Source organism: Flavobacterium sp. CSZ (genome assembly GCF_015350725.1).
Classification (GTDB): domain Bacteria; phylum Bacteroidota; class Bacteroidia; order Flavobacteriales; family Flavobacteriaceae; genus Flavobacterium.
Genome location: NZ_JADKPQ010000014.1, coordinates 1 through 19,774, shown reverse-complemented (window position 1 = coordinate 19,774; position 19,774 = coordinate 1). Strand labels below are relative to the sequence as shown.

Sequence of the window (19,774 nt, the reverse complement as noted above, 5' to 3'; positions counted from 1 at the left end):
CGCGAATCATGCCAGTAAAAATTTTAATGGTTTGCTTGGGAAATATTTGCAGATCACCTTTAGCCGAAGGTATTTTAGCATCAAAATTACCTGAAAACTTTATAGTTGATTCTGCAGGAACCGGATCATGGCACGTGGGTCATTCACCGGACAAACGCTCTATAGCTGTTGCCAAAAAAAATGGCCTGTGTATTGATGGCCAAAAAGGCAGACAATTTAAAACAGCTGATTTTGACGAATTTGATTATATCTATGTTATGGATAGTTCAAATTACCGAGACGTCATTCATTTAGCCAAAACTCCGGAACACAAAAACAAAGTACATCTTATTTTGAACGAATTATTTCCGGACGAAAACGTAGATGTTCCAGATCCTTATTACGGAACTGCAAATGGTTTCGACAGCGTTTATCAAATGCTAGACGAAGCTGCCGAAATAATTGCCACAAAACTTATCGAAAAACATTCATAATTTTAATGTATTTTAATTACTTAACTGATAATTGAAGTACATTTTTCTTTTAATCCTAAACCATCACAAATGAAACTTCCAGGGAAACTATATTTAATTCCAACTACAATGGGCGAAAGCGATCCTATGGATGTTTTGCCTCAAACCGTAAAAAGAAGTATCGATTTTATAGATCATTATATTGTTGAAAACGAGAAAACGGCCAGAAAATCAATAAAAGCAGTTTCTCCAGAAAAAAAGCAATCAGAACTAATACTTTTCACACTTAATAAACGTACCGAACCAAGCGAACATTTAGACTTCATCAAACCTTTATTAGAAGGAAAAAATGTAGGCTTAATGAGCGAAGCCGGATGTCCCGGAGTTGCTGATCCCGGAGCTGTAATTGTAAAATTAGCACACGAAAAAGGAATTCAGGTTGTACCCCTTGTTGGACCTTCATCTATTTTATTAGCAATGATGGCGTCCGGAATGAACGGACAAAGTTTTACCTTCAATGGATATTTACCAATAGATAAAGACGAAAAAAAATCGGCATTGAAACACTTTGAGAAATTATCTCAGGATAAAAACCAATCTCAAATTTTTATTGAAACTCCTTATAGAAACAATAAATTGGTTGAAGATATTTTGCAAATCGTAAATCCTTCCACTCATCTTTGTATTGCGACGGATATTACGTTACCAACAGAATTTATTAAAACCATGCGTGTGGCTGACTGGAAGAAACTAAAAGTTGACTTACATAATCGACCTACGATTTTCATTATTCACAAAATGTAAACTAACTTTAAAACCATCATAATGAAAAAGTTTCTATTACTAATTTTGATTTGCTTTGTACAAAATACATTTTCACAAAGCACTAAAAAGGATTCAAAAACAAAAGCTTCGCAAACAAAAAGCTCAGAAATACCTATTGTTAAAATTAAGAGTGGTAGTCATAGTGACTCAGATTTAGTACTAGATGGACCAGAATCTTCACAAACTATTATAACTGATAACGACAATGCTGTTTACAATACTGCGGGTATAGAAGTTAAACCAGACTTTCCCGGAGGTATGGAGAAATTTTTCAAATTTGTTAACAATAATTTCAAGTACCCTCAAGACGCCGAAATTGCAAACATTAACTTAAATGGAAAAAAAGTTTACGCAACATTTGTAGTTGAAAAAGATGGCTCATTAACTGATATAAAAATCCTTAGAGATGCAGGTTATGGAACAGGAACTGAAGCAATTCGAGTTCTAAAAAAATGTCCAAAATGGACTCCTGGAGAACAAAATGGTAAAAAGATAAGAGTTTTATATTCAGTACCAATAATTATTAAATCTAATTAGATTATTTAGCATTTCACTCACAAGTTTCCCCTAATCAAACTTTATCATGAGTAAACTTCCAGACGTAACTACAAGCATTTTCACAGTAATGTCTAAAATGGCATCCGAACATAATGCCATTAATCTTTCGCAGGGATTTCCAAATTTTCCTGTAGATGAAAGATTAACTGATATTATTGCGAGATTATCCAAAGAAAACGTTCACCAATATACACCAATGGCAGGTTTTCCGCCATTGATGAATCAAATTGCTAAACTGGTTCAGAGTTCGTATGGCAGAACTATTGTTCCAGAAACAGAAATTTTGGTTACCGCGGGTGCAACGCAAGGAATTTTCACTACGATTTTAGCTTTGGTAAAAACCGGCGACGAGGTTATTATTCTGGATCCAAGCTACGATTCATACGAATCTCCAGTTTTATTGTGTAATGCAAAACCCGTTCGCGTAGCATTAAATGATGATTACACACCCAATTGGGAAACGATCGAAAAAGCGTGTTCATCAAAAACCAAGATGATCATCATCAATAATCCGCATAATCCAACGGGAAAAATTTTGACAGAAGATGATTTTCTTCAACTGGAAAAATTACTTTCTAAATTTCCTGAAATTATTGTTTTATCTGATGAAGTCTACGAATATATTACTTTCGAAGAAAAACACCTTTCAGCTCATACCAAAGATTTCCTTTTAAATCGTTGTATTATGGTTTCTTCTTTCGGAAAATCATTTCATATTACAGGCTGGAAAATTGGTTATACCGTTGCACCCGAACATTTAATGAAAGAAATCAAAAAAGTACATCAGTTTTTGGTTTTCAGCGTAAATAGTATTTCTCAAGCCGCCATAAGTGAATATTTAAATGTTGTTGACATCAATTTACTTGGAAAATTCTATCAGGAAAAACGAGATTATTTCCAGAAACTGCTTCAAAATAGCCATTTTGAACTAAAACCCTGCGAAGGAACTTATTTTCAGGTGGCATCGTATGCAAACATTTCAAAGGATGACGATGTTACTTTTTGCAAAAAATTAATCACAGATCATGGTGTAGCTGCAATTCCAATTTCTACTTTTTATTCAGATCATAAAGACCAAAAATTAATACGTTTTTGCTTCGCCAAAAATGATTTTACTTTAGAATCGGCAGCAAAAAAATTATGTGATATATAAAGTTTATCAAAATTTTATAACATTATTATGCGTGCATCCTATTTATTTAATTAATATTGTAATAAAAAGAAAAAAATATGAGCTATACAGATAAAATGTTAAGAGATGACGCTTTAAAAGGTAAAGTCATAGTAGTAACAGGCGGAGGAAGCGGTTTAGGGAAAGCCATGACCAAATATTTCTTAGAATTAGGCGCTCAGGTAGCCATTACTTCAAGAGATTTAGAAAAGCTAAAAAATACGGCCACCGAACTTGAAACCGAAACTGGAGGAAAATGCTTACCGCTTCAATGCGACGTTCGTCATTATGAAGAAGTTGAGAATATGCTTCAGGAAGTTTTAAAAGCTTTTGGAAAAGTAGATGTTCTTTTGAACAATGCTGCCGGAAATTTCATTTCTCCAACTGAGCGTCTATCTGCAAATGCATTTGATAGTGTTATAGATATCGTATTAAAAGGTTCAAAAAACTGTACACTGGCTTTTGGAAAACACTGGATCGATACCAAACAAACATCGGCTACAATATTAAATATCGTAACCACTTATGCCTGGACAGGTTCAGCTTATGTGGTACCTAGTGCTACTGCAAAAGCGGGAGTTTTGGCCATGACACGCAGTTTGGCTGTAGAATGGGCGAAATACGGAATTCGTTCTAACGCCATTGCACCGGGACCATTCCCAACAAAAGGCGCATGGGACAGATTACTACCCGGAGATCTTGCTGAAAAATTCGACATGGCCAAAAAAGTGCCGTTGAAACGCGTAGGCGATCATCAGGAATTAGCCAATTTAGCCGCTTACTTAGTTTCTGATTTTTCAGCTTATGTAAACGGAGACGTTATCACTATTGATGGTGGCGAATGGCTAAAAGGCGCTGGACAATTTAATTTATTAGAGGCAATTCCTGAAGAACTTTGGGATCAGCTTGAAATGATGATAAAAGCAAAAAAGAATAAATAATTTTACGTGCTTACTAAATTCAGAATATTTTATTAAAACTATACTGATTGCACCAAATCCCGAAGGTTTACTTTCGGGATTTTTTTATTTTATCTTTATCATATAAATAATATAAGTTCAGTTAAGTATGGTTTTATTTAAGATATCGCGCTACTAATATTAACTTATATGTTTTAAACAAAAAAATTATATTTCGATCATAAAAATCGCAATCTTTTTAACATAAGAGCAATCTAACTTAAGTTAAAATATCATTTTACTTAAATATTTTGCTGCTTAAATTTACTTATATCACTTATATGGTTTAAATAAATAATATGTTCAGACAATTCACTTAAATTATTATTTTTGCCAAACAAATATCAAACAAAAAATATATGCTCATTATTGGAATTGCAGGAGGAACAGGAAGTGGAAAAACAACAGTAGTACATCAAATTATGAACGAATTACCAGACACTGAAGTTGGCGTAATTTCTCAGGATTCCTACTATAAAGAAACCCATAATTTGTCTTTCGACGAAAGAGCATTAATCAATTTTGATCATCCACGTGCGATCGATTTTGAATTATTGGTAAAACATTTAAAAGCATTAAAAGAAGGCCAAACTATTGATCAGCCTGTTTATTCTTTCATACAACACAACAGAACAGACGATACGGTATCAACGCATCCAAGAAAAGTAATGATTGTCGAAGGTATTCTAATTTTGACCAATCCGGAACTTCGTGATCTTTTTGATGTTAAAGTTTACGTTCATGCTGATTCTGACGAAAGATTAATTCGTCGTTTAAAACGCGATATTTCAGAACGCGGACGTGATATCGACGAGGTTTTAACACGTTATCAAAACACCTTAAAACCTATGCATGAGCAATTTATCGAGCCGTCAAAAGCTTTCGCAGACATTATTATTCCAAACGATAAATATAACACGGTAGCCATTGATGTAGTTCGCGCTGTAATTAATCAACGAATTTCATAATTTTTATCGTAAATTTATTCCATAGAATGAGGAGCTATTTCCCGCTCTCGCCTTTATCTTTTTATGTCCGCTGTGGCGGGCATAAAAAGGATACCGGCTCCATCGGGGCTAGAACACCAATCGAAATTAAAAGAAGTAATTAGTTAAAGAGAAAATGAAATTAAAAAACCCATATAAAGACAAACGCTGGTTCAAATTAATGAGCAATAAATATGTTTGGGTTTTGCTCTTTTTCGTAGTCTGGATGTTATTTTTAGACAATTACTCTTATTTTGATCATCGTTTTCTTGACGGACAGATTAACGAATTACAAGACAACAAAAAATATTATCAGGACGAAATAAAAAAAGATCAAGAACAGATCAAGCAGCTTAAAAATCCTGAACAAATAGAAAAATATGCTCGCGAAAAATATTACATGAAAAAAGACAGCGAAGATATTTACATCATTCAATTTGAAGGAGATACCATTCAAGATACAAAAGAATAATCAGAAAAAAGCACACAAACCCAATGGCTACTACCCTATTCGACGATTTTAATCCGATTTCATCCAAACAATGGAAACAAAAAATTCAGTTTGAATTAGATGGAGCAGATTATAACGAAACCGTAATTTGGAATTCTCCGGAAGACATTCAGGTTAAACCGTTTTATCATATAGATGAATTTTCTAAGGCTGCTTCGGTTAAAACTGAGGCATCTAATTTTAAAATTTGTCAAAACATCTTTGTCTATGATATCGAGAAATCGATTCAAAGAGCCATAAACACTATCGAAAGAGGTGCTGAAAATTTACGTTTTACTATCGAAAACGAAAAAATAGATATTCAAAAATTATTAGAAACTCTTCCTTTAGAAAATAGAACTGTTTACTTCAATTTATCTTTTATTTCAATCGATTTCGTAAAAGTATTAGATACCATTTCGATCCAGAAAAAAGCTGTTTTTTATTGCAATATTGACCCAATTGGTCATTTTGCAAGAGAAGGGAACTGGTTTACAACCTCTGATAAAAATAATTTCGAAACGATCGAAAAAATTGCAAAAGCAACTACAAATCTCAACTTAATAAGTATAGATTCCGGTTTGTATCAAAATGCCGGTGCTAATATTACACAACAAATTGCGTATAGTTTAGCACATGCCAACGAATATTTGAATCGTTTACCCACAATTACAAAACCAATTGTTTTTCAAATATCGGTTGGAACAAATTATTTTTTTGAAATTGCAAAACTTCGCGCTTTAAGAATGCTTTTCAAATTAATCGCTTCAGAATACAATCCTGATTTAGAATGTCATTTTTTGGTAACGCCAACCAAACGCAATAAGACTATTTACGATTACAATGTAAATATGCTTCGCACCACAACAGAATGTATGTCGGCTATATTAGGTGGCGCAGATGCTCTGGCAAATTTACCATACGATTCCTTATACCATAAAGACAACGAATTTGGTGACCGAATTGCCAGAAATCAATTGTTGGTTTTAAAACATGAAAGTTACTTTGACAAAGTCAATAATCCAGCTGACGGAAGCTATTACATAGAAAGTCTGACCATGCAATTGGCTGAAAAAAGTCTGGCTTTATTTAAAGATATTGAAGCCAGCGGTGGATTCTTAAAACTTCTAAACGATGGAACCATCAAAAAGAAAATCCAGGAAAGTGCCACAAAAGAACAGGAATTATTTGATTCTAAAAAAGAAGTTTTATTAGGAACAAATAAATATCCCAACAAAGAAGACCGAATGAAACACGATTTAGAGTTGTTTCCTTTTGTAAAAATAAAACCAAGAAAAACATTAATTACCCCGATAATCGAAAAAAGATTAGCCGAAAAGCTGGAACAAGAACGATTGGAACTTGAATAATCATTTTTCAAAGTAATTAATAAACTACTCAAAAGAGTATTTCCATGATAAGAAAAGACCTTAAACATATAAAGTTAGAATTTAAAAGTCATGAGTTAAGCGAACCGACGCATAACCCCGAAGCTATAACTCATAACTTCACTACTGCCGAAGGAATCGAGCTTAAAGAAACTTATTCTGAAAAAGATATCGAAGACTTAGCGTTTCTTGATTTTGGAGCAGGTTTTGCGCCCAATTTGCGAGGCCCTTATGCTACTATGTACGTTAGACGCCCGTGGACGATTCGACAATATGCCGGATTTTCTACTGCAGAAGAAAGTAACGCCTTTTACAGAAGAAATCTTGCAGCAGGACAAAAAGGACTTTCTATCGCTTTTGACTTACCAACACACCGCGGTTATGACTCAGATCATGAAAGAGTGGTTGGAGATGTCGGGAAAGCCGGTGTTGCTATCGATTCTGTCGAAGACATGAAAGTTTTGTTTGATCAGATTCCGCTAGACGAAATGTCGGTTTCGATGACGATGAACGGAGCTGTTCTGCCCATTATGGCCTTTTATATTGTGGCTGCCGAAGAACAAGGTGTAGCAATAGAGAAATTATCAGGAACGATCCAGAATGACATTCTAAAAGAATTTATGGTTCGTAACACCTATATCTATCCGCCAACACCTTCTATGAAGATTATAGCCGATATATTTGAATTTACGAGCAAAAAAATGCCCAAATTCAATTCTATCTCTATTTCGGGATATCATATGCAGGAAGCCGGAGCAACGGCTGATATTGAATTGGCTTATACTTTGGCAGACGGTTTAGAATATATTCGAACCGGACTTTCTACAGGAATGACGATTGATGAGTTTGCTCCCCGCCTTTCTTTCTTTTGGGCAATTGGAATGAACCACTTTATGGAAATTGCCAAAATGCGTGCCGGTCGTATGATTTGGGCAAAATTAGTTCAGCAATTTAATCCTAAAAGTGATAAATCATTAGCCTTAAGAACACATTGCCAAACCAGTGGATGGAGTTTAACTGAACAAGATCCTTTCAATAATGTTGCCCGAACTTGTATCGAAGCAACTGCAGCAGCTTTTGGAGGAACTCAATCCCTACACACCAATGCACTTGATGAAGCGATTGCATTACCAACAGACTTTTCGGCAAGAATTGCCCGTAATACACAGATTTTTTTACAGGAAGAAACTAAAATTACCAAAACCGTTGATCCTTGGGGAGGAAGTTATTATGTTGAAAGCCTGACAAATGAAATTCTAAAAAGTACCTGGAAACTGATCGAAGAAGTTGAAGAACTTGGCGGAATGACAAAAGCCATTGAAGCGGGAATTCCGAAACTAAGAATCGAAGAAGCTGCAGCCAGAAAACAAGCAAGAATTGACAGCGGACAAGATATTATTGTAGGAGTAAACCAATATCGTCTGGAAAAAGAAGATCCTTTGCATATTTTAGATGTGGATAATCAAATGGTCCGCAAACAGCAATTAGCGCAACTGGAACAAATAAAAGCAACAAGAGATACTAAAAAAGTAAATCAATCACTGGAAAAATTAATACTTTGTGCTAAAACCGGACAAGGAAACTTATTAGAAATTGCTATTGAAGCCGCTCGAAACAGAGCAACATTAGGCGAAATCAGTGATGCTCTCGAAAGTATTTTTGGCAGGTATAAAGCGCAAATTAAATCCTTTAGCGGTGTGTATAGTGCAGCAATAAAAAACGACGAGAATTTTGAAAAGGCAAAACAATTAGCAGATGCCTTTGCCAAACAAGAAGGAAGACGTCCGAGAATTATGATTGCCAAAATGGGACAGGACGGTCATGATCGTGGTGCAAAAGTAGTGGCAACTGGTTATGCCGATGTGGGTTTTGATGTCGACATAGGTCCACTTTTTCAAACTCCTGCCGAAGCTGCCAAACAAGCGGTTGAAAACGACGTACACATTTTAGGCGTTTCATCTTTAGCAGCAGGCCACAAAACATTGGTCCCGCAAGTTATCGAAGAACTTAAAAAACACGGACGTGAAGATATCATGGTTATTGTGGGAGGAGTAATTCCGGCACAAGACTATCAATTTCTATTTGATGCTGGAGCGGTTGCCGTTTTTGGGCCCGGAACTAAAATTAGCGAAGCGGCTATTAAAATTCTGGAAATTCTAATTGACTAAAAAAAAAAATCCCGAATCTATTCGGGATTTTTTTGCTTATGCTTAATCTAAATTTGATCGTGTATTGTAGCATCACTATTTGCTTCGATACGAGAAAGATCATAACCTCCAAAGGCTTTCATATAACTTTTTAATGAAGTACCGTAAGCATCTCTAAAATGCCTGTTTCCTCTATTTTTAAAAAAGTTTTTGACTGAACCAGCTCCTCCAAGGTGTGCAGCGGCTAAAATTCCCGATTCGGTAATTTCGATACCACTGATAATCTTGCCTTCATACTTTTCTATTTCATTACGTAAAATCCATTTGTTTTTTGACAGTAATGCAATAAATGCTTTTTCTTGTAATGCAGGATCTTTTAAAAAGGCTTTGTCATTTTTAACACCAACAGCTCTTAAAGCTTTAGAACCAAATTGGTATTTACCCATATAACCTAACGAATTTACCAATCGGTATTTTCCCTGAGATTCTTTAAAGGCTACCGCTTCTTTAAAACTGATTAGGCGTTTTTCTGTAAATAGAACATTTACCTTTTTTATTGTAGGATAATCATCCTCTTCTTGCGATGGAAACACGTATTCTGATCCATCTGTTTTTTCTATTAAAAACCAAGGTTTGGTTTCCAGATTAAAGGGTTTAAAACCCAAACTTAAAAATGTAATAATAACGATCAAACTCGCATAAAAATACCACTTCTTTATCATAAATTGTTTTTCTTCAAATCACTGTCACCTCTTTGAAATTTCTACGGTGCAAAGATAAGAAATACAAAACAACCCTGTAAATCAACAAGTTACTTATTTTTAAGAATATAAATATAGCCACTAATCCCTTTATTGATGCAGATTACGAGGAGAAAAGCAAGACTTTTATTTTGCTTGAAAAGCACCAAAATATAAATCTAAAAAATGCAATTTTTATCATTTTTTTAGCAAATTAGTTAAAATAGCAAGATTAAACTTACCAAACGTTTGGGATTTTTAAAGATAATTTATGCCATTTAAATTTGGTTCTTTCATTAAATTTATGTAAACTAAAATATAATCTTTTGTAAATTTCAATTTTAAAGTATAAATAAAATAGAGAATATTAATTGATAATTTTTGATTGTATTTTTAAAAATGAGAATCAAAATTGAGAAAATCTTCAATTAAATAATCTTCTGTATTTGTCAAAAAAATAATTATTTTTCAAATAAAACTACCTAAGTATATAGCATAAAAAAAACCGAAGCTTTATGCCTCGGTTTTTTACTATTTTTAATCATTAATAATGAAAAGAAATTATCTTGTAACTCCCTGGCTAGCGATCCAGTCTGAATATTTTTTTGCATTTATTTGATGTTGCTCATAAGTTGATGCAAATTCATGATATCCAAAACGATCTATACTGGCACAGAAATAAATATAATCATTCTTTTCAGGATTTAAAACTGCATCAACAGCTGTGATATCAGGCATAGCGATTGGTCCCGGAGGCAGTCCTATATTTACGTAAGTATTATATGGAGACCTCATAACCAAATCATTATAAAAAACTCTCTTGATCACCTGATCAAAATTATTATCTCTAAGTTTTAAAGCATAAATTACTGTTGGATCTGCTTGTAATGGCATTTCTAAACGCAAACGATTCAAATATACACCAGCAATACGAGGTCTTTCATCTTTTTTAACCGATTCTTTATGAACAATAGAAGCTAAAATTGTAGCCTGAACCGGAGTTAAACCTTGTTTTTTGGCTTTTTCAATCCTTTCAGCCGTCCAGAAATTATGGTATTCCTTAATCATTTTATCACGGAATTTCTCTGCAGAAGTATTCCAATAAATCTCATAAGTATTTGGGATAAACATCGCAAAAACATTTTCTTCATTAAAACCATTTTCTTTTAGAAAAGCCGGGTCTTTAATCGCTTTTATTAAAGATAAACTATCTGCTTCGATCTCTGCACCTACTCTTCCGGCAAAGTTCTCTAAACGTTCCTGGTTATTAAAAGATAATTTTACAGGAATATTGGCTCTCATTGCACGAACCAAATCGATATTATTCATGTCTTTTTTAAGTAAAAAACGACCTGACTTTACATTTTCAGGATAACTTCTTTTATTGGCTACCATTTCAAAATTGTCGAAATTCTTAATGTAAGGCGCTAATATTTTCTTTACATCTGTATAATTTGCATTTGAAGGAACGTAAACGTAAAGTTCCTTTTCTTCAAATTTAGTATTGGCACTGAATATTTTACTAATTAAAATAAATCCGTAAATCATTAAAACTGAAATTACGGCTACAGCAGTTATTGTGATGATTTTTTTTAAGCTCAAAGTATAAAGTTTAAATTTGTTTATTAATTAATTGAAAAATTGCTTCGTCTCGATAGTGGTTATTAAGCAAAATCCAATCTTTTTTGATTCCTATCTTCTCAAAGCCAAATTTAGTAAAAAGAGCTATACTTGCTACATTTCCTACATCTATATTTGCATACAACTGATGTAAATTTAAATTACGAAAAGAATACTTGATTAAAAGTTCTAAAGCCTCAGAACCAATATTTTGATTTCTATTTTCGCCTTTCTGGATAACAATTCCAACACCCGCCCTGTTATTTTTTGGATCAAATTCGAATAAATCAATTAATCCAATCGCCGGAAAATCCTGATCCTGACAGATTGCCAAACGCAATTGTTTGGCTTCGTAAATATCCTGTTGTGCATTTTCGAGATACTGACGAACTAAAAACCGGCTATAAGGTGTTTGTGTATTACTGACTTCCCAAATGCTTTCATCATTTTCCATTGCATAAACAAACTCCAGATCATTGGGTTCTAATGCGCGTAGATAAATATTTTCTCCTTTGAGTGTGATCATTAATGTATTTCAGATTTTAGATTGATGATTTTAGATTATTATTCTTGGAATTTGGAATTTGAATTTTTATATCTCTATTGTACCTTTAAAAACAAATTTTGCAGGACCAGTAAGGAAAACATTGGTAAAATGATCTCCTAATTTATCAAAAGACACAACAAGTTTTCCTCCTTCAACATTTAAGTTTATAGAAGTTTTATCTGTTTGACCTATAGCGTTCATTGCTATCGCCACTGCTGTTGCTCCTGTTCCGCAAGCCAGGGTTTCATCTTCCACTCCTCTTTCATAAGTACGAAGTGAAAAAGTACTATCATCAACTTTTTTCACAAAATTGATATTACTTCCTTTTTCTCCATATAATTCACCATAACGAATTGCAGCACCATTCTCTTTTACATTATAATGTTCTAAATCATTAACAATTTGAACATGATGCGGAGAACCGGTATCTAAAAAAGTATAAGACTCTTTCTTTTGTACTTCATCAACATCAATCATTTGCAATGAAATAATAGCATCATCGCCTACAGAAGCGTGATGCAAACCATCTGTTGCTATAAATGTAGCTTCGTTCTTAATCACGCCTAATTGGTTAGCAAAAGCCACTAAACAACGACCGCCGTTTCCGCACATTGAACTCTGATTTCCATCTGAGTTATAATACACCATTCTGAAGTCAGTTTCAGTATCATTTTCAAGCAGGATAAGTCCATCTGCTCCTATTCCAAAACGTCTGTCACACAGGCGTTCAATCAATTTAATGTCATCTTTTGGAAAGAAATCTGAACGGTTATCAATCATTACAAAATCGTTTCCTGTACCCTGATATTTATAAAATTCTATTTGCATTTTTTTTACATTAGTAATACAAAAGTACGAACAAAAAATTAATGAAATGTTAATCAATGTTAAAGAGCGTTAAACCATTTTATTCGTTAATTTTTTGAATTATTTTTACATGAAATTACATAAACATAAATTATAACAACTTAAACATATAATATAACTATGAAAAGACTTTCAACCTTATTTTTGGTTTCACTACTCAGTGGTGCTACTACACTTGGTGCTTACAAGTTATTATTTGAAAGCAACAATTCTTTTTTTGGAAGACAAAATTCTGTTGTAACTCTTGCCCCTAATTCGTTTGGAAAAAATGTTGCTTTATCTGCTGAAACGGTCGATTTTACAGCTGCCGCAGATAAAACAATTCACACTGTTGTTCACGTAAAAAATGTTTCGCGAAGAACAGTTAGCAACCCTATGCTAGAATTTTTCTATGGCTACGGTGGCCAACAGCAACAAGAGCAAGTTGGAACCGGATCTGGTGTCATTATTTCTGAAGATGGATATATTGTCACGAACAATCACGTGATCAAAGATGCTACAGAAATAGAAATCACTTTAAACAATAAAAAGTCATATAAAGCAAAATTAATTGGTACCGATTCTAAAATGGATATCGCGTTACTAAAAATCGATGCTAATGAAAAACTACCTTATACAGCCTTTGCCAATTCAGATTCTGTGAAAATTGGTGAATGGGTTTTGGCTGTTGGAAATCCATATAACCTAACTTCTACTGTAACTGCCGGAATTGTTTCGGCGAAAGCCAGAAATTTAGACACTAACGGAATCCAGTCTTTCATTCAAACTGATGCTGCTGTAAATCCAGGAAATAGTGGTGGTGCATTGGTGAATACGAGAGGAGAATTAATTGGTATTAATACCATGATTTCATCTATGACAGGTTCTTACGTTGGTTACTCATTTGCTGTTCCTTCTAATATTGCCCGAAAAATTATCGAAGATATTATGGAATTTGGAAATGTTCAACGAGGAATTCTGGGTGTCGAAGGCGGAGAATTGAACAGTACAGCTTCAAAAGAATTAGGCGTTACTGAAACCCAAGGCTTTTACATTAGTAAAGTTTCTAAAAATTCAGGTGCAGAAAAAGCAGGCCTTGGTAAAGGAGATATTATTGTAAAACTTGATGATCAAAATATTGCAACATATGCTGATCTTTCAGGATACATCAATACAAAACGACCAAATGATGTTGTCAAAGTAACTTATATTAAAGACGGCAAAACGAAAACAGTTCCGGTAACTTTGAGTAAAAATGAATTCTTTAGTACCGAATTTAAAGGAATTGAATTAGAAAATATTGATGCTGCCGACAAAAAGAAATTCAGAATTGATTATGGTGTAAAAATCAGAAATATCAACAATGAAAATTTAATGCAATATCAAAACGAATTACAAGGTAATATTATCCTGAGTATTGATAATGTAAAAGCAACAAATATCGAGACCGTTTCTAAACTTTTAAACAGAAAAGATGAAGGACAAAGTGTACGTCTTGAAATGATCAATAAAAACGGAGAAATCCTTAGAATTATTATTTAATCACAGTTTACAGTCGCAGTCTTCAGTCGCAAAAAACTGATCACTGAGACTGACACTGAAAACTCAAAAAAAGTCATCTTAGCAATAAGGTGGCTTTTTTTATTTTTCAAAAATAAATCATAAAATAGTTTACGAAATCGATTGAAATAGATACTTTTGCGCAAAATTTAAAAATATTCGTGTATTTATTTTTTCAATTTAATCAATTATGAGCAAAAAATCTTTGTACCAAAAAGAGGTATCATTACAAGTCGACCGAAGAAGAGCTGGTGTCGAATTAATTAAAATCATAAGCGATTTATGGTATGACAAATCCATTGAAATGGTTTTATTCAAAAATCAGTTATTGGATAAAAATGTCAGCGATATTATCAATTTGCATCAATATGCAGGTGAGTTTGTAGGCAAACCTATCACCATTTTTGATTCGGTTGAAATCGCAAAAGTTATTTTATCATTAGATCTTCCGCCTGCGAAATTAGATCTTGGAAAACTGACTTACGAATATCGTTTAGAAGATGAAAAATATCCTGATGCTCGATATTTTGTTTTCGAAAAATTGAAAAAAGCCAAATCATCTGAAGAAATCCAGCCTAAAGATATTGTCTTATACGGTTTTGGAAGAATCGGACGTTTATTGGCAAGAGAATTAATGTCTAAAACCGGAAAAGGAAACCAATTGCGACTGAGAGCGATTGTAACCCGTGATAAAAATGATGCATCTACATTAGAGAAACGAGCTTCTCTTTTGAGATATGATTCTATTCACGGCGATTTTCAGGGATCTGTGATTGCTGATCCAAAAAACAATGCATTGATTATCAACGGAACAACCGTACATATTATCACTGCAAATTCCCCTGAAGAAATTGATTATACCCAATACGGAATCAATGATGCACTAGTGATCGATAATACCGGGGCTTTTACTACTGAAGAAGCTTTAAAAAGACATTTAACATCACCAGGAACGAGTAAAGTTTTATTGACAGCACCCGGAAAAGGAATTCCGAATATTGTACACGGTGTAAATCACAACCAATATAATCCTGATGAAATAAATATTTTTTCGGCTGCTTCCTGCACTACAAATGCTATCACACCTGTTTTAAAAGCAATTGAAGATACATTAGGAGTTGTAAAAGGGCACTTAGAAACTATTCACGCTTACACAAACGACCAAAATCTGGTCGATAATATGCATAAAAAATACCGTCGCGGAAGAGCTGCAGCTTTAAACATGGTTATTACCGAAACTGGTGCCGGAAATGCTGTTGCAAAAGCTTTACCATCATTAGAAGGGAAATTAACTTCAAACGCTATTAGAGTACCTGTACCAAATGGTTCTTTGGTAGTTTTGAATTTAGAAGTTAAAAAAGCAACTTCGATTCCTGCCATTAATAAAATCATGAAAAAATATGCTCTTGAAGGAGAATTGGTCGAGCAAATAAAATATTCATTAAACAACGAATTAGTATCATCTGATATTGTTGGTACATCTGCTCCATCTATTTATGATAGTAATGCTACAATTGTATCCAAAGACGGAAAAAATGTTATACTATATATTTGGTATGATAACGAATACGGTTATAGCCACCAGGTAATTAGATTAGCAAAATACATTGCCAAAGTAAGACGTTTTACTTACTATTAATATAAAACCAAAACCAACCATTTATCTAAAACCATCAGGCCATGTCTGGTGGTTTTTTCTTAGAAACTACTCAACAAGATCTTAATGGCTTAAAACAGAATAGAACTTGTAGAATTATATAGGTAAAACAGTTGTACTCTTTACCTCAGAAATTACAAAAACAGTATTGATAAGAGAAACCTCCGGTAATACCGATAATTTTTTTTGATGAAACTGATGATAGCTTTCCATATCCGGAATGATAATTTTTAGCATATAATCAAAATTTCCTGAAACATAATTGCACTCTACCACTTCTGGTAAATCAAGAATTGATTGATTGAATCCTTCTGATGTGTCATAAGTTTGCTTCGTTAAAGTAACCTGGCAATAAACCGTAAGATTATTACCTAGTTTTTTCTTATTCAAAATCGAAACATACTTTTCAATAACTCCATCTTTTTCAAGACGTTTTACCCGATCATGAACAGGGGTTAAAGACAAATTTATTTTGTTTGCGATGTCTTTTAGCGTGTAGTGCGCATTTTCCTGTAAGAGACGTAAGATTTTTTTGTCAATTTCATCTAAAGCCATAACGAAAACGTTTTCTGTAATTAATAAAAATAAGTCATTTTTTCTCTTTCGACGAGTTTAAACACTCTCAAATAGAATATTTTTCTGTAAAAGTATTAAATAAAATAATATTTTCTTATTTATAGGTCCTTAATCCATAATAAATTCTCTATCTGTAGTTTTGTAAAAGAATCTCAACAAAAACAAAAAAATCCAACAAAAATGATAATAGGTGTTCCAAAAGAAATAAAAAATAACGAAAACCGTGTAGCTTTAACTCCTGCAGGAGTTTCTGAAATGAAAAAACACGGACATGTAGTTTATGTTCAGGCAACTGCTGGTTTAGGAAGTGGTTTTAGTGACGAAGAATATACAAATGCAGGTGCTGTAGTTTTAGCAACTATCGAAGAAGTTTACGCTATTGCTGAAATGATCATCAAAGTAAAAGAGCCAATTGCATCTGAATATCCACTAATCAAAAAAGATCAATTATTATTTACTTACTTCCACTTTGCTTCATCAGAGCCATTAACTCATGCAATGCTTGAGAAAGGTGCTGTATGTTTAGCTTACGAAACAGTAGAAAAAGCAGACCGTAGTTTACCATTATTGGTACCAATGTCTGAAGTTGCTGGCCGTATGGCTATCCAACAAGGAGCTAAATATCTTGAAAAACCATTAAAAGGAAGAGGAATTCTTTTAGGTGGTGTTCCAGGTGTACCTCCTGCTAAAGTTTTAATTTTAGGCGGAGGAATCGTAGGAACTCAGGCTGCAAAAATGGCTGCTGGGTTAGGTGCTCAGGTAACTATTATGGATTTAAGCTTGCCACGTTTACGTTATTTAGATGACATTATGCCTGCAAACGTAAATACTGAAATGTCTAATCACTACAATATTACAAAAGCAATAGCTACAGCAGATTTAATTGTTGGAGCAGTTTTGATTCCAGGAGCAAAAGCACCTCACTTAATCACTCGTGATATGCTTAAATTAATGCGTCCGGGAACAGTTGTTGTTGACGTTGCTGTTGATCAGGGAGGATGTATCGAAACTTGTACCCCTACAACACATGAGAACCCAACTTTTATCATTGATGATATTGTTCACTACTGTGTAGCGAATATGCCAGGAGCAGTTCCTTATACTTCTACTTTAGCTTTAACGAATGCTACTTTACCGTACGCAGTACAATTAGCAAACAAAGGATGGGAAAAAGCTTGTAGCGAAAACGAAGAATTGAAAAAAGGATTAAACATCGCTAACGGAAAAATTCTTTACAAAGGAGTTGCTGAAGCTTGGAATCTTCCTTTTAACGAAGAGTTAGTGTTAGCAAACGCATAGTGCTAACATTAAAATAAGTGCTTACTAAACACTATTTAAAGGCTTTTCTTAATTGAAAAGTCTTTTTTTTAGACATAAAAAAAACCTGTCACAAATTATGGCAGGTTTTTATTTTATCTCGAATAGTGAAAACTATTTTTTCTCATCTAATACTTCTTGCAACACTTTTGCTTCAGTCCCATTTGGAAAAGTAACTTTAATTTTCTGTGCTATTGTTGGAGCAATTTCAGTAATGGCTTTCTTATCATAAGATTCTCCCTTTTTAATATGCCATCCGTAAAAAATAGCCGGTACATGAGTATCATAGCTATAAGGTGTTCCGTGAGATGTTCCTGTAGTCGAATATTCAATATCTCCAGGCTTATCTATAATAACCAAATCTCCATTTTGAGTTACATCAAAACCTTTTGCAACAAAATTTAAATAATAGTCATTTCCTGAATTAGCCAATATTTCCTCTTCAGTATAAACCTTTTTAACTTGTGGCTGTGAAATCAAAAATTCTTTAAAGGCTTGTTTAACTTTTACTAAGTCTAACTTTTTATCTTTAATAATTTGCTTATTAAAGAAAACATTGAAATTTGAATAATTTAAGATCAAATCAACTCCAAATGTTTTAACAGAGAAATCCTGTAAACTCTTTTTCACATCTTTAGACGGATAATTATCTACATTATATTTTCGGTCTTTCAAATAAATCACGTTTTCAGCACCAGCGTGATCTGCAGTTAAGAAAAGTAAATAATTTCCTTTCCCTACAGTTTTATCTAAATAAGTTAAGAAGTCGGCAATAGTTTGATCCAATCTTAAATAAGTATCTTGTAACTCCATAGAACGTGGCCCTAATAAATGACCTACATAATCAGTAGAAGAGAAACTTACAGTCAAAAAGTCTGTAATATTATCTTTTCCTAATTCTTCTTTTTCAATAGCTTTCTTAGCAAATTCAGCCAATAAATCATTTCCAAAAGGAGTTGCTCTTAGAACTCCGGCATCATTCTTTTCAAACATTGATTTTAAATCATACGGGAAAACAGGAGCTGCACTTCCGTACAATTTACCCTCATAAGGATTATTGTCTGGTAAACTTTCGTTATACGTAGAAACAGGTTTATACAAATCCCAACCTTTATTAATGTAATGCATATAATGTTTCTCATTATTAAACTCAGTAACCCATTCCGGCAATTTTTCTCCGTAGAAAGTACTAGAGATAAAAGAACCCGTTTTACTGTACCAAAAAGCCCAATTTGCAAAATGACCCGCCGGTAAAATTGCACCACGATCTTTAAGGCTAACTCCAATAACTTTTCCCTCAAAATTAGTAGCCATTCTTACTTCGTCCGTAATAGTAGTACTTTGTAAATTCTTAGGAGACATTGCTCCTTCTTCAGCAGTACCATCACCTACCGTTTTTACACCTGCATCATCTGTACAATACACTTGCTTGCCAAGCATTCTGCTAAACCATTCGTTACCCACAATTCCGTGAGTCGCTGGTGTAGTTCCAGTGTAAATAGATGCATGTCCCGGAGCAGTATAAGTAGGCATATAATTATAATGCATATTCTGAAAAGTATATCCATTATTCATTAATCTCTTAAATCCGTTTGGCGAGAAATCATCCGAAAACCGATATAAATACTCCATTTTCATCTGATCTACTACAATACCTACCACCAACTTAGGTCGCTGTTGAGCACTTAAATTTGAAATAACAAACAATGTCAACAATACAATACTTTTTTTCATACTTCAATTATAATATTTAATACAAAAATACAGATTCACATTTAGATAGGCTAACCCACAATAATTTAAAACTTAAAAACGATTATAATTTAACAGAAATTATTACAGAAAATTACACATAAATTTATTTGGGTATCTCCGCTGCGGCGGACCCGGCTATCCGCTAAATCTTTTGCAAAAGAGGTTTTGGGCAGGCTTCGC

17 protein-coding genes and 1 pseudogene are annotated in these 19,774 nt (G+C 33.6%); 12 read left to right on the top strand and 6 right to left on the bottom strand.

The window, feature by feature from the left end; all coding sequences use genetic code 11:
- Positions 1-8: 8 nt before the first annotated feature.
- The 9 genes and pseudogenes from IRZ78_RS16280 (at position 9) to scpA (ending at position 8,997) form a co-directional block, all read left to right on the top strand.
- A complete protein-coding gene (locus IRZ78_RS16280; RefSeq protein WP_194617552.1) occupies positions 9-473 on the top strand; it encodes a low molecular weight protein-tyrosine-phosphatase in 465 nt (154 codons plus the stop codon).
- Between the two features lie 69 nt (positions 474-542).
- Positions 543-1,256, top strand: coding sequence for an SAM-dependent methyltransferase (locus IRZ78_RS16275; protein WP_194617551.1), 714 nt, complete (start codon positions 543-545; stop codon positions 1,254-1,256).
- A 210-nt stretch (positions 1,257-1,466) separates the two neighbouring features.
- A pseudogene (locus IRZ78_RS16270) lies at positions 1,467-1,814 on the top strand (energy transducer TonB); the annotation flags it as partial.
- Positions 1,815-1,860: 46 nt separating this feature from the next.
- Positions 1,861-2,988, top strand: a complete 1,128-nt coding sequence (locus IRZ78_RS16265; protein ID WP_194617550.1) for a methionine aminotransferase — start codon at positions 1,861-1,863, stop codon at positions 2,986-2,988.
- Positions 2,989-3,065: 77 nt separating this feature from the next.
- Positions 3,066-3,947 (top strand): SDR family oxidoreductase, encoded by an 882-nt coding sequence (locus IRZ78_RS16260; protein WP_194617549.1) that lies wholly within the window; start codon positions 3,066-3,068, stop codon positions 3,945-3,947.
- A gap of 377 nt (positions 3,948-4,324) precedes the next feature.
- Positions 4,325-4,933 (top strand): uridine kinase, encoded by a 609-nt coding sequence (udk, locus tag IRZ78_RS16255; RefSeq protein WP_194617548.1) that lies wholly within the window; start codon positions 4,325-4,327, stop codon positions 4,931-4,933.
- Positions 4,934-5,087: 154 nt separating this feature from the next.
- Positions 5,088-5,423, top strand: coding sequence for a septum formation initiator family protein (locus IRZ78_RS16250; protein WP_194617547.1), 336 nt, complete (start codon positions 5,088-5,090; stop codon positions 5,421-5,423).
- Between the two features lie 23 nt (positions 5,424-5,446).
- On the top strand, positions 5,447-6,811 hold the full coding sequence (locus IRZ78_RS16245) for a methylmalonyl-CoA mutase subunit beta (protein WP_194617546.1): 1,365 nt from the start codon (positions 5,447-5,449) through the stop codon (positions 6,809-6,811).
- A gap of 44 nt (positions 6,812-6,855) precedes the next feature.
- Complete coding sequence (gene scpA, locus IRZ78_RS16240; protein ID WP_194617545.1) at positions 6,856-8,997, top strand: methylmalonyl-CoA mutase; 2,142 nt, start codon at positions 6,856-6,858, stop codon at positions 8,995-8,997.
- 47 nt (positions 8,998-9,044) lie between these two features.
- On the opposite strand, the gene IRZ78_RS16235 is transcribed toward scpA, so the two are convergent.
- From IRZ78_RS16235 to dapF, 4 genes are all read right to left on the bottom strand, one after another.
- Positions 9,045-9,698, bottom strand: coding sequence for a peptidoglycan-binding protein LysM (locus IRZ78_RS16235; RefSeq protein WP_194617544.1), 654 nt, complete (start codon positions 9,696-9,698; stop codon positions 9,045-9,047).
- 579 nt (positions 9,699-10,277) lie between these two features.
- Entirely contained in the window at positions 10,278-11,318 is a 1,041-nt protein-coding gene (gene mltG, locus IRZ78_RS16230) for an endolytic transglycosylase MltG (protein WP_194617543.1), read from the bottom strand.
- Positions 11,319-11,328: 10 nt separating this feature from the next.
- Positions 11,329-11,862: a GNAT family protein gene (locus tag IRZ78_RS16225; protein WP_194617542.1), complete on the bottom strand. Its 534-nt coding sequence runs from the start codon at positions 11,860-11,862 to the stop codon at positions 11,329-11,331.
- Between the two features lie 66 nt (positions 11,863-11,928).
- Positions 11,929-12,711 carry a diaminopimelate epimerase gene (gene dapF, locus IRZ78_RS16220; protein WP_194617541.1) on the bottom strand — a complete coding sequence of 261 codons (783 nt, stop codon included), beginning with the start codon at positions 12,709-12,711 and terminating at the stop codon, positions 11,929-11,931.
- A gap of 159 nt (positions 12,712-12,870) precedes the next feature.
- On the opposite strand from dapF, the gene IRZ78_RS16215 reads away from it, so the two are divergent.
- Positions 12,871-14,271, top strand: a complete 1,401-nt coding sequence (locus IRZ78_RS16215) for a trypsin-like peptidase domain-containing protein (RefSeq protein ID WP_194617540.1) — start codon at positions 12,871-12,873, stop codon at positions 14,269-14,271.
- Positions 14,272-14,479: 208 nt separating this feature from the next.
- On the top strand, positions 14,480-15,928 hold the full coding sequence (locus IRZ78_RS16210; protein ID WP_194617539.1) for a glyceraldehyde-3-phosphate dehydrogenase: 1,449 nt from the start codon (positions 14,480-14,482) through the stop codon (positions 15,926-15,928).
- A gap of 114 nt (positions 15,929-16,042) precedes the next feature.
- Here the strand turns inward: IRZ78_RS16210 and IRZ78_RS16205 are convergent, their stop codons facing one another.
- Entirely contained in the window at positions 16,043-16,501 is a 459-nt protein-coding gene (locus IRZ78_RS16205) for an Lrp/AsnC family transcriptional regulator (RefSeq protein ID WP_173972809.1), read from the bottom strand.
- A gap of 201 nt (positions 16,502-16,702) precedes the next feature.
- Here IRZ78_RS16205 and ald point away from each other — a divergent pair, with 201 nt between their 5' ends.
- Positions 16,703-17,821 carry an alanine dehydrogenase gene (gene ald, locus IRZ78_RS16200; protein WP_194617538.1) on the top strand — a complete coding sequence of 373 codons (1,119 nt, stop codon included), beginning with the start codon at positions 16,703-16,705 and terminating at the stop codon, positions 17,819-17,821.
- Between the two features lie 132 nt (positions 17,822-17,953).
- Here the strand turns inward: ald and pafA are convergent, their stop codons facing one another.
- Positions 17,954-19,573 carry an alkaline phosphatase PafA gene (gene pafA / locus IRZ78_RS16195; RefSeq protein WP_194617537.1) on the bottom strand — a complete coding sequence of 540 codons (1,620 nt, stop codon included), beginning with the start codon at positions 19,571-19,573 and terminating at the stop codon, positions 17,954-17,956.
- Between the last annotated feature and the right edge of the window lie 201 nt (positions 19,574-19,774).

Excerpts from the sequence above, each read along its gene's own strand:
- IRZ78_RS16260 (WP_194617549.1), top strand. The coding sequence starts at position 3,066 with ATGAGCTATACAGATAAAATGTTAAGAGATGACGCTTTAAAAGGTAAA.
- IRZ78_RS16205 (WP_173972809.1), bottom strand. The coding sequence starts at position 16,501 with ATGGCTTTAGATGAAATTGACAAAAAAATCTTACGTCTCTTACAGGAA.
- IRZ78_RS16245 (WP_194617546.1), top strand. The coding sequence starts at position 5,447 with ATGGCTACTACCCTATTCGACGATTTTAATCCGATTTCATCCAAACAA.
- IRZ78_RS16215 (WP_194617540.1), top strand. The coding sequence starts at position 12,871 with ATGAAAAGACTTTCAACCTTATTTTTGGTTTCACTACTCAGTGGTGCT.
- IRZ78_RS16250 (WP_194617547.1), top strand. The coding sequence starts at position 5,088 with ATGAAATTAAAAAACCCATATAAAGACAAACGCTGGTTCAAATTAATG.
- IRZ78_RS16275 (WP_194617551.1), top strand. The coding sequence starts at position 543 with ATGAAACTTCCAGGGAAACTATATTTAATTCCAACTACAATGGGCGAA.
- ald (WP_194617538.1), top strand. The coding sequence starts at position 16,703 with ATGATAATAGGTGTTCCAAAAGAAATAAAAAATAACGAAAACCGTGTA.
- IRZ78_RS16210 (WP_194617539.1), top strand. The coding sequence starts at position 14,480 with ATGAGCAAAAAATCTTTGTACCAAAAAGAGGTATCATTACAAGTCGAC.
- scpA (WP_194617545.1), top strand. The coding sequence starts at position 6,856 with ATGATAAGAAAAGACCTTAAACATATAAAGTTAGAATTTAAAAGTCAT.
- IRZ78_RS16280 (WP_194617552.1), top strand. The coding sequence starts at position 9 with ATGCCAGTAAAAATTTTAATGGTTTGCTTGGGAAATATTTGCAGATCA.
- IRZ78_RS16225 (WP_194617542.1), bottom strand. The coding sequence starts at position 11,862 with ATGATCACACTCAAAGGAGAAAATATTTATCTACGCGCATTAGAACCC.
- IRZ78_RS16265 (WP_194617550.1), top strand. The coding sequence starts at position 1,861 with ATGAGTAAACTTCCAGACGTAACTACAAGCATTTTCACAGTAATGTCT.
- dapF (WP_194617541.1), bottom strand. The coding sequence starts at position 12,711 with ATGCAAATAGAATTTTATAAATATCAGGGTACAGGAAACGATTTTGTA.
- IRZ78_RS16235 (WP_194617544.1), bottom strand. The coding sequence starts at position 9,698 with ATGATAAAGAAGTGGTATTTTTATGCGAGTTTGATCGTTATTATTACA.
- udk (WP_194617548.1), top strand. The coding sequence starts at position 4,325 with ATGCTCATTATTGGAATTGCAGGAGGAACAGGAAGTGGAAAAACAACA.
- pafA (WP_194617537.1), bottom strand. The coding sequence starts at position 19,573 with ATGAAAAAAAGTATTGTATTGTTGACATTGTTTGTTATTTCAAATTTA.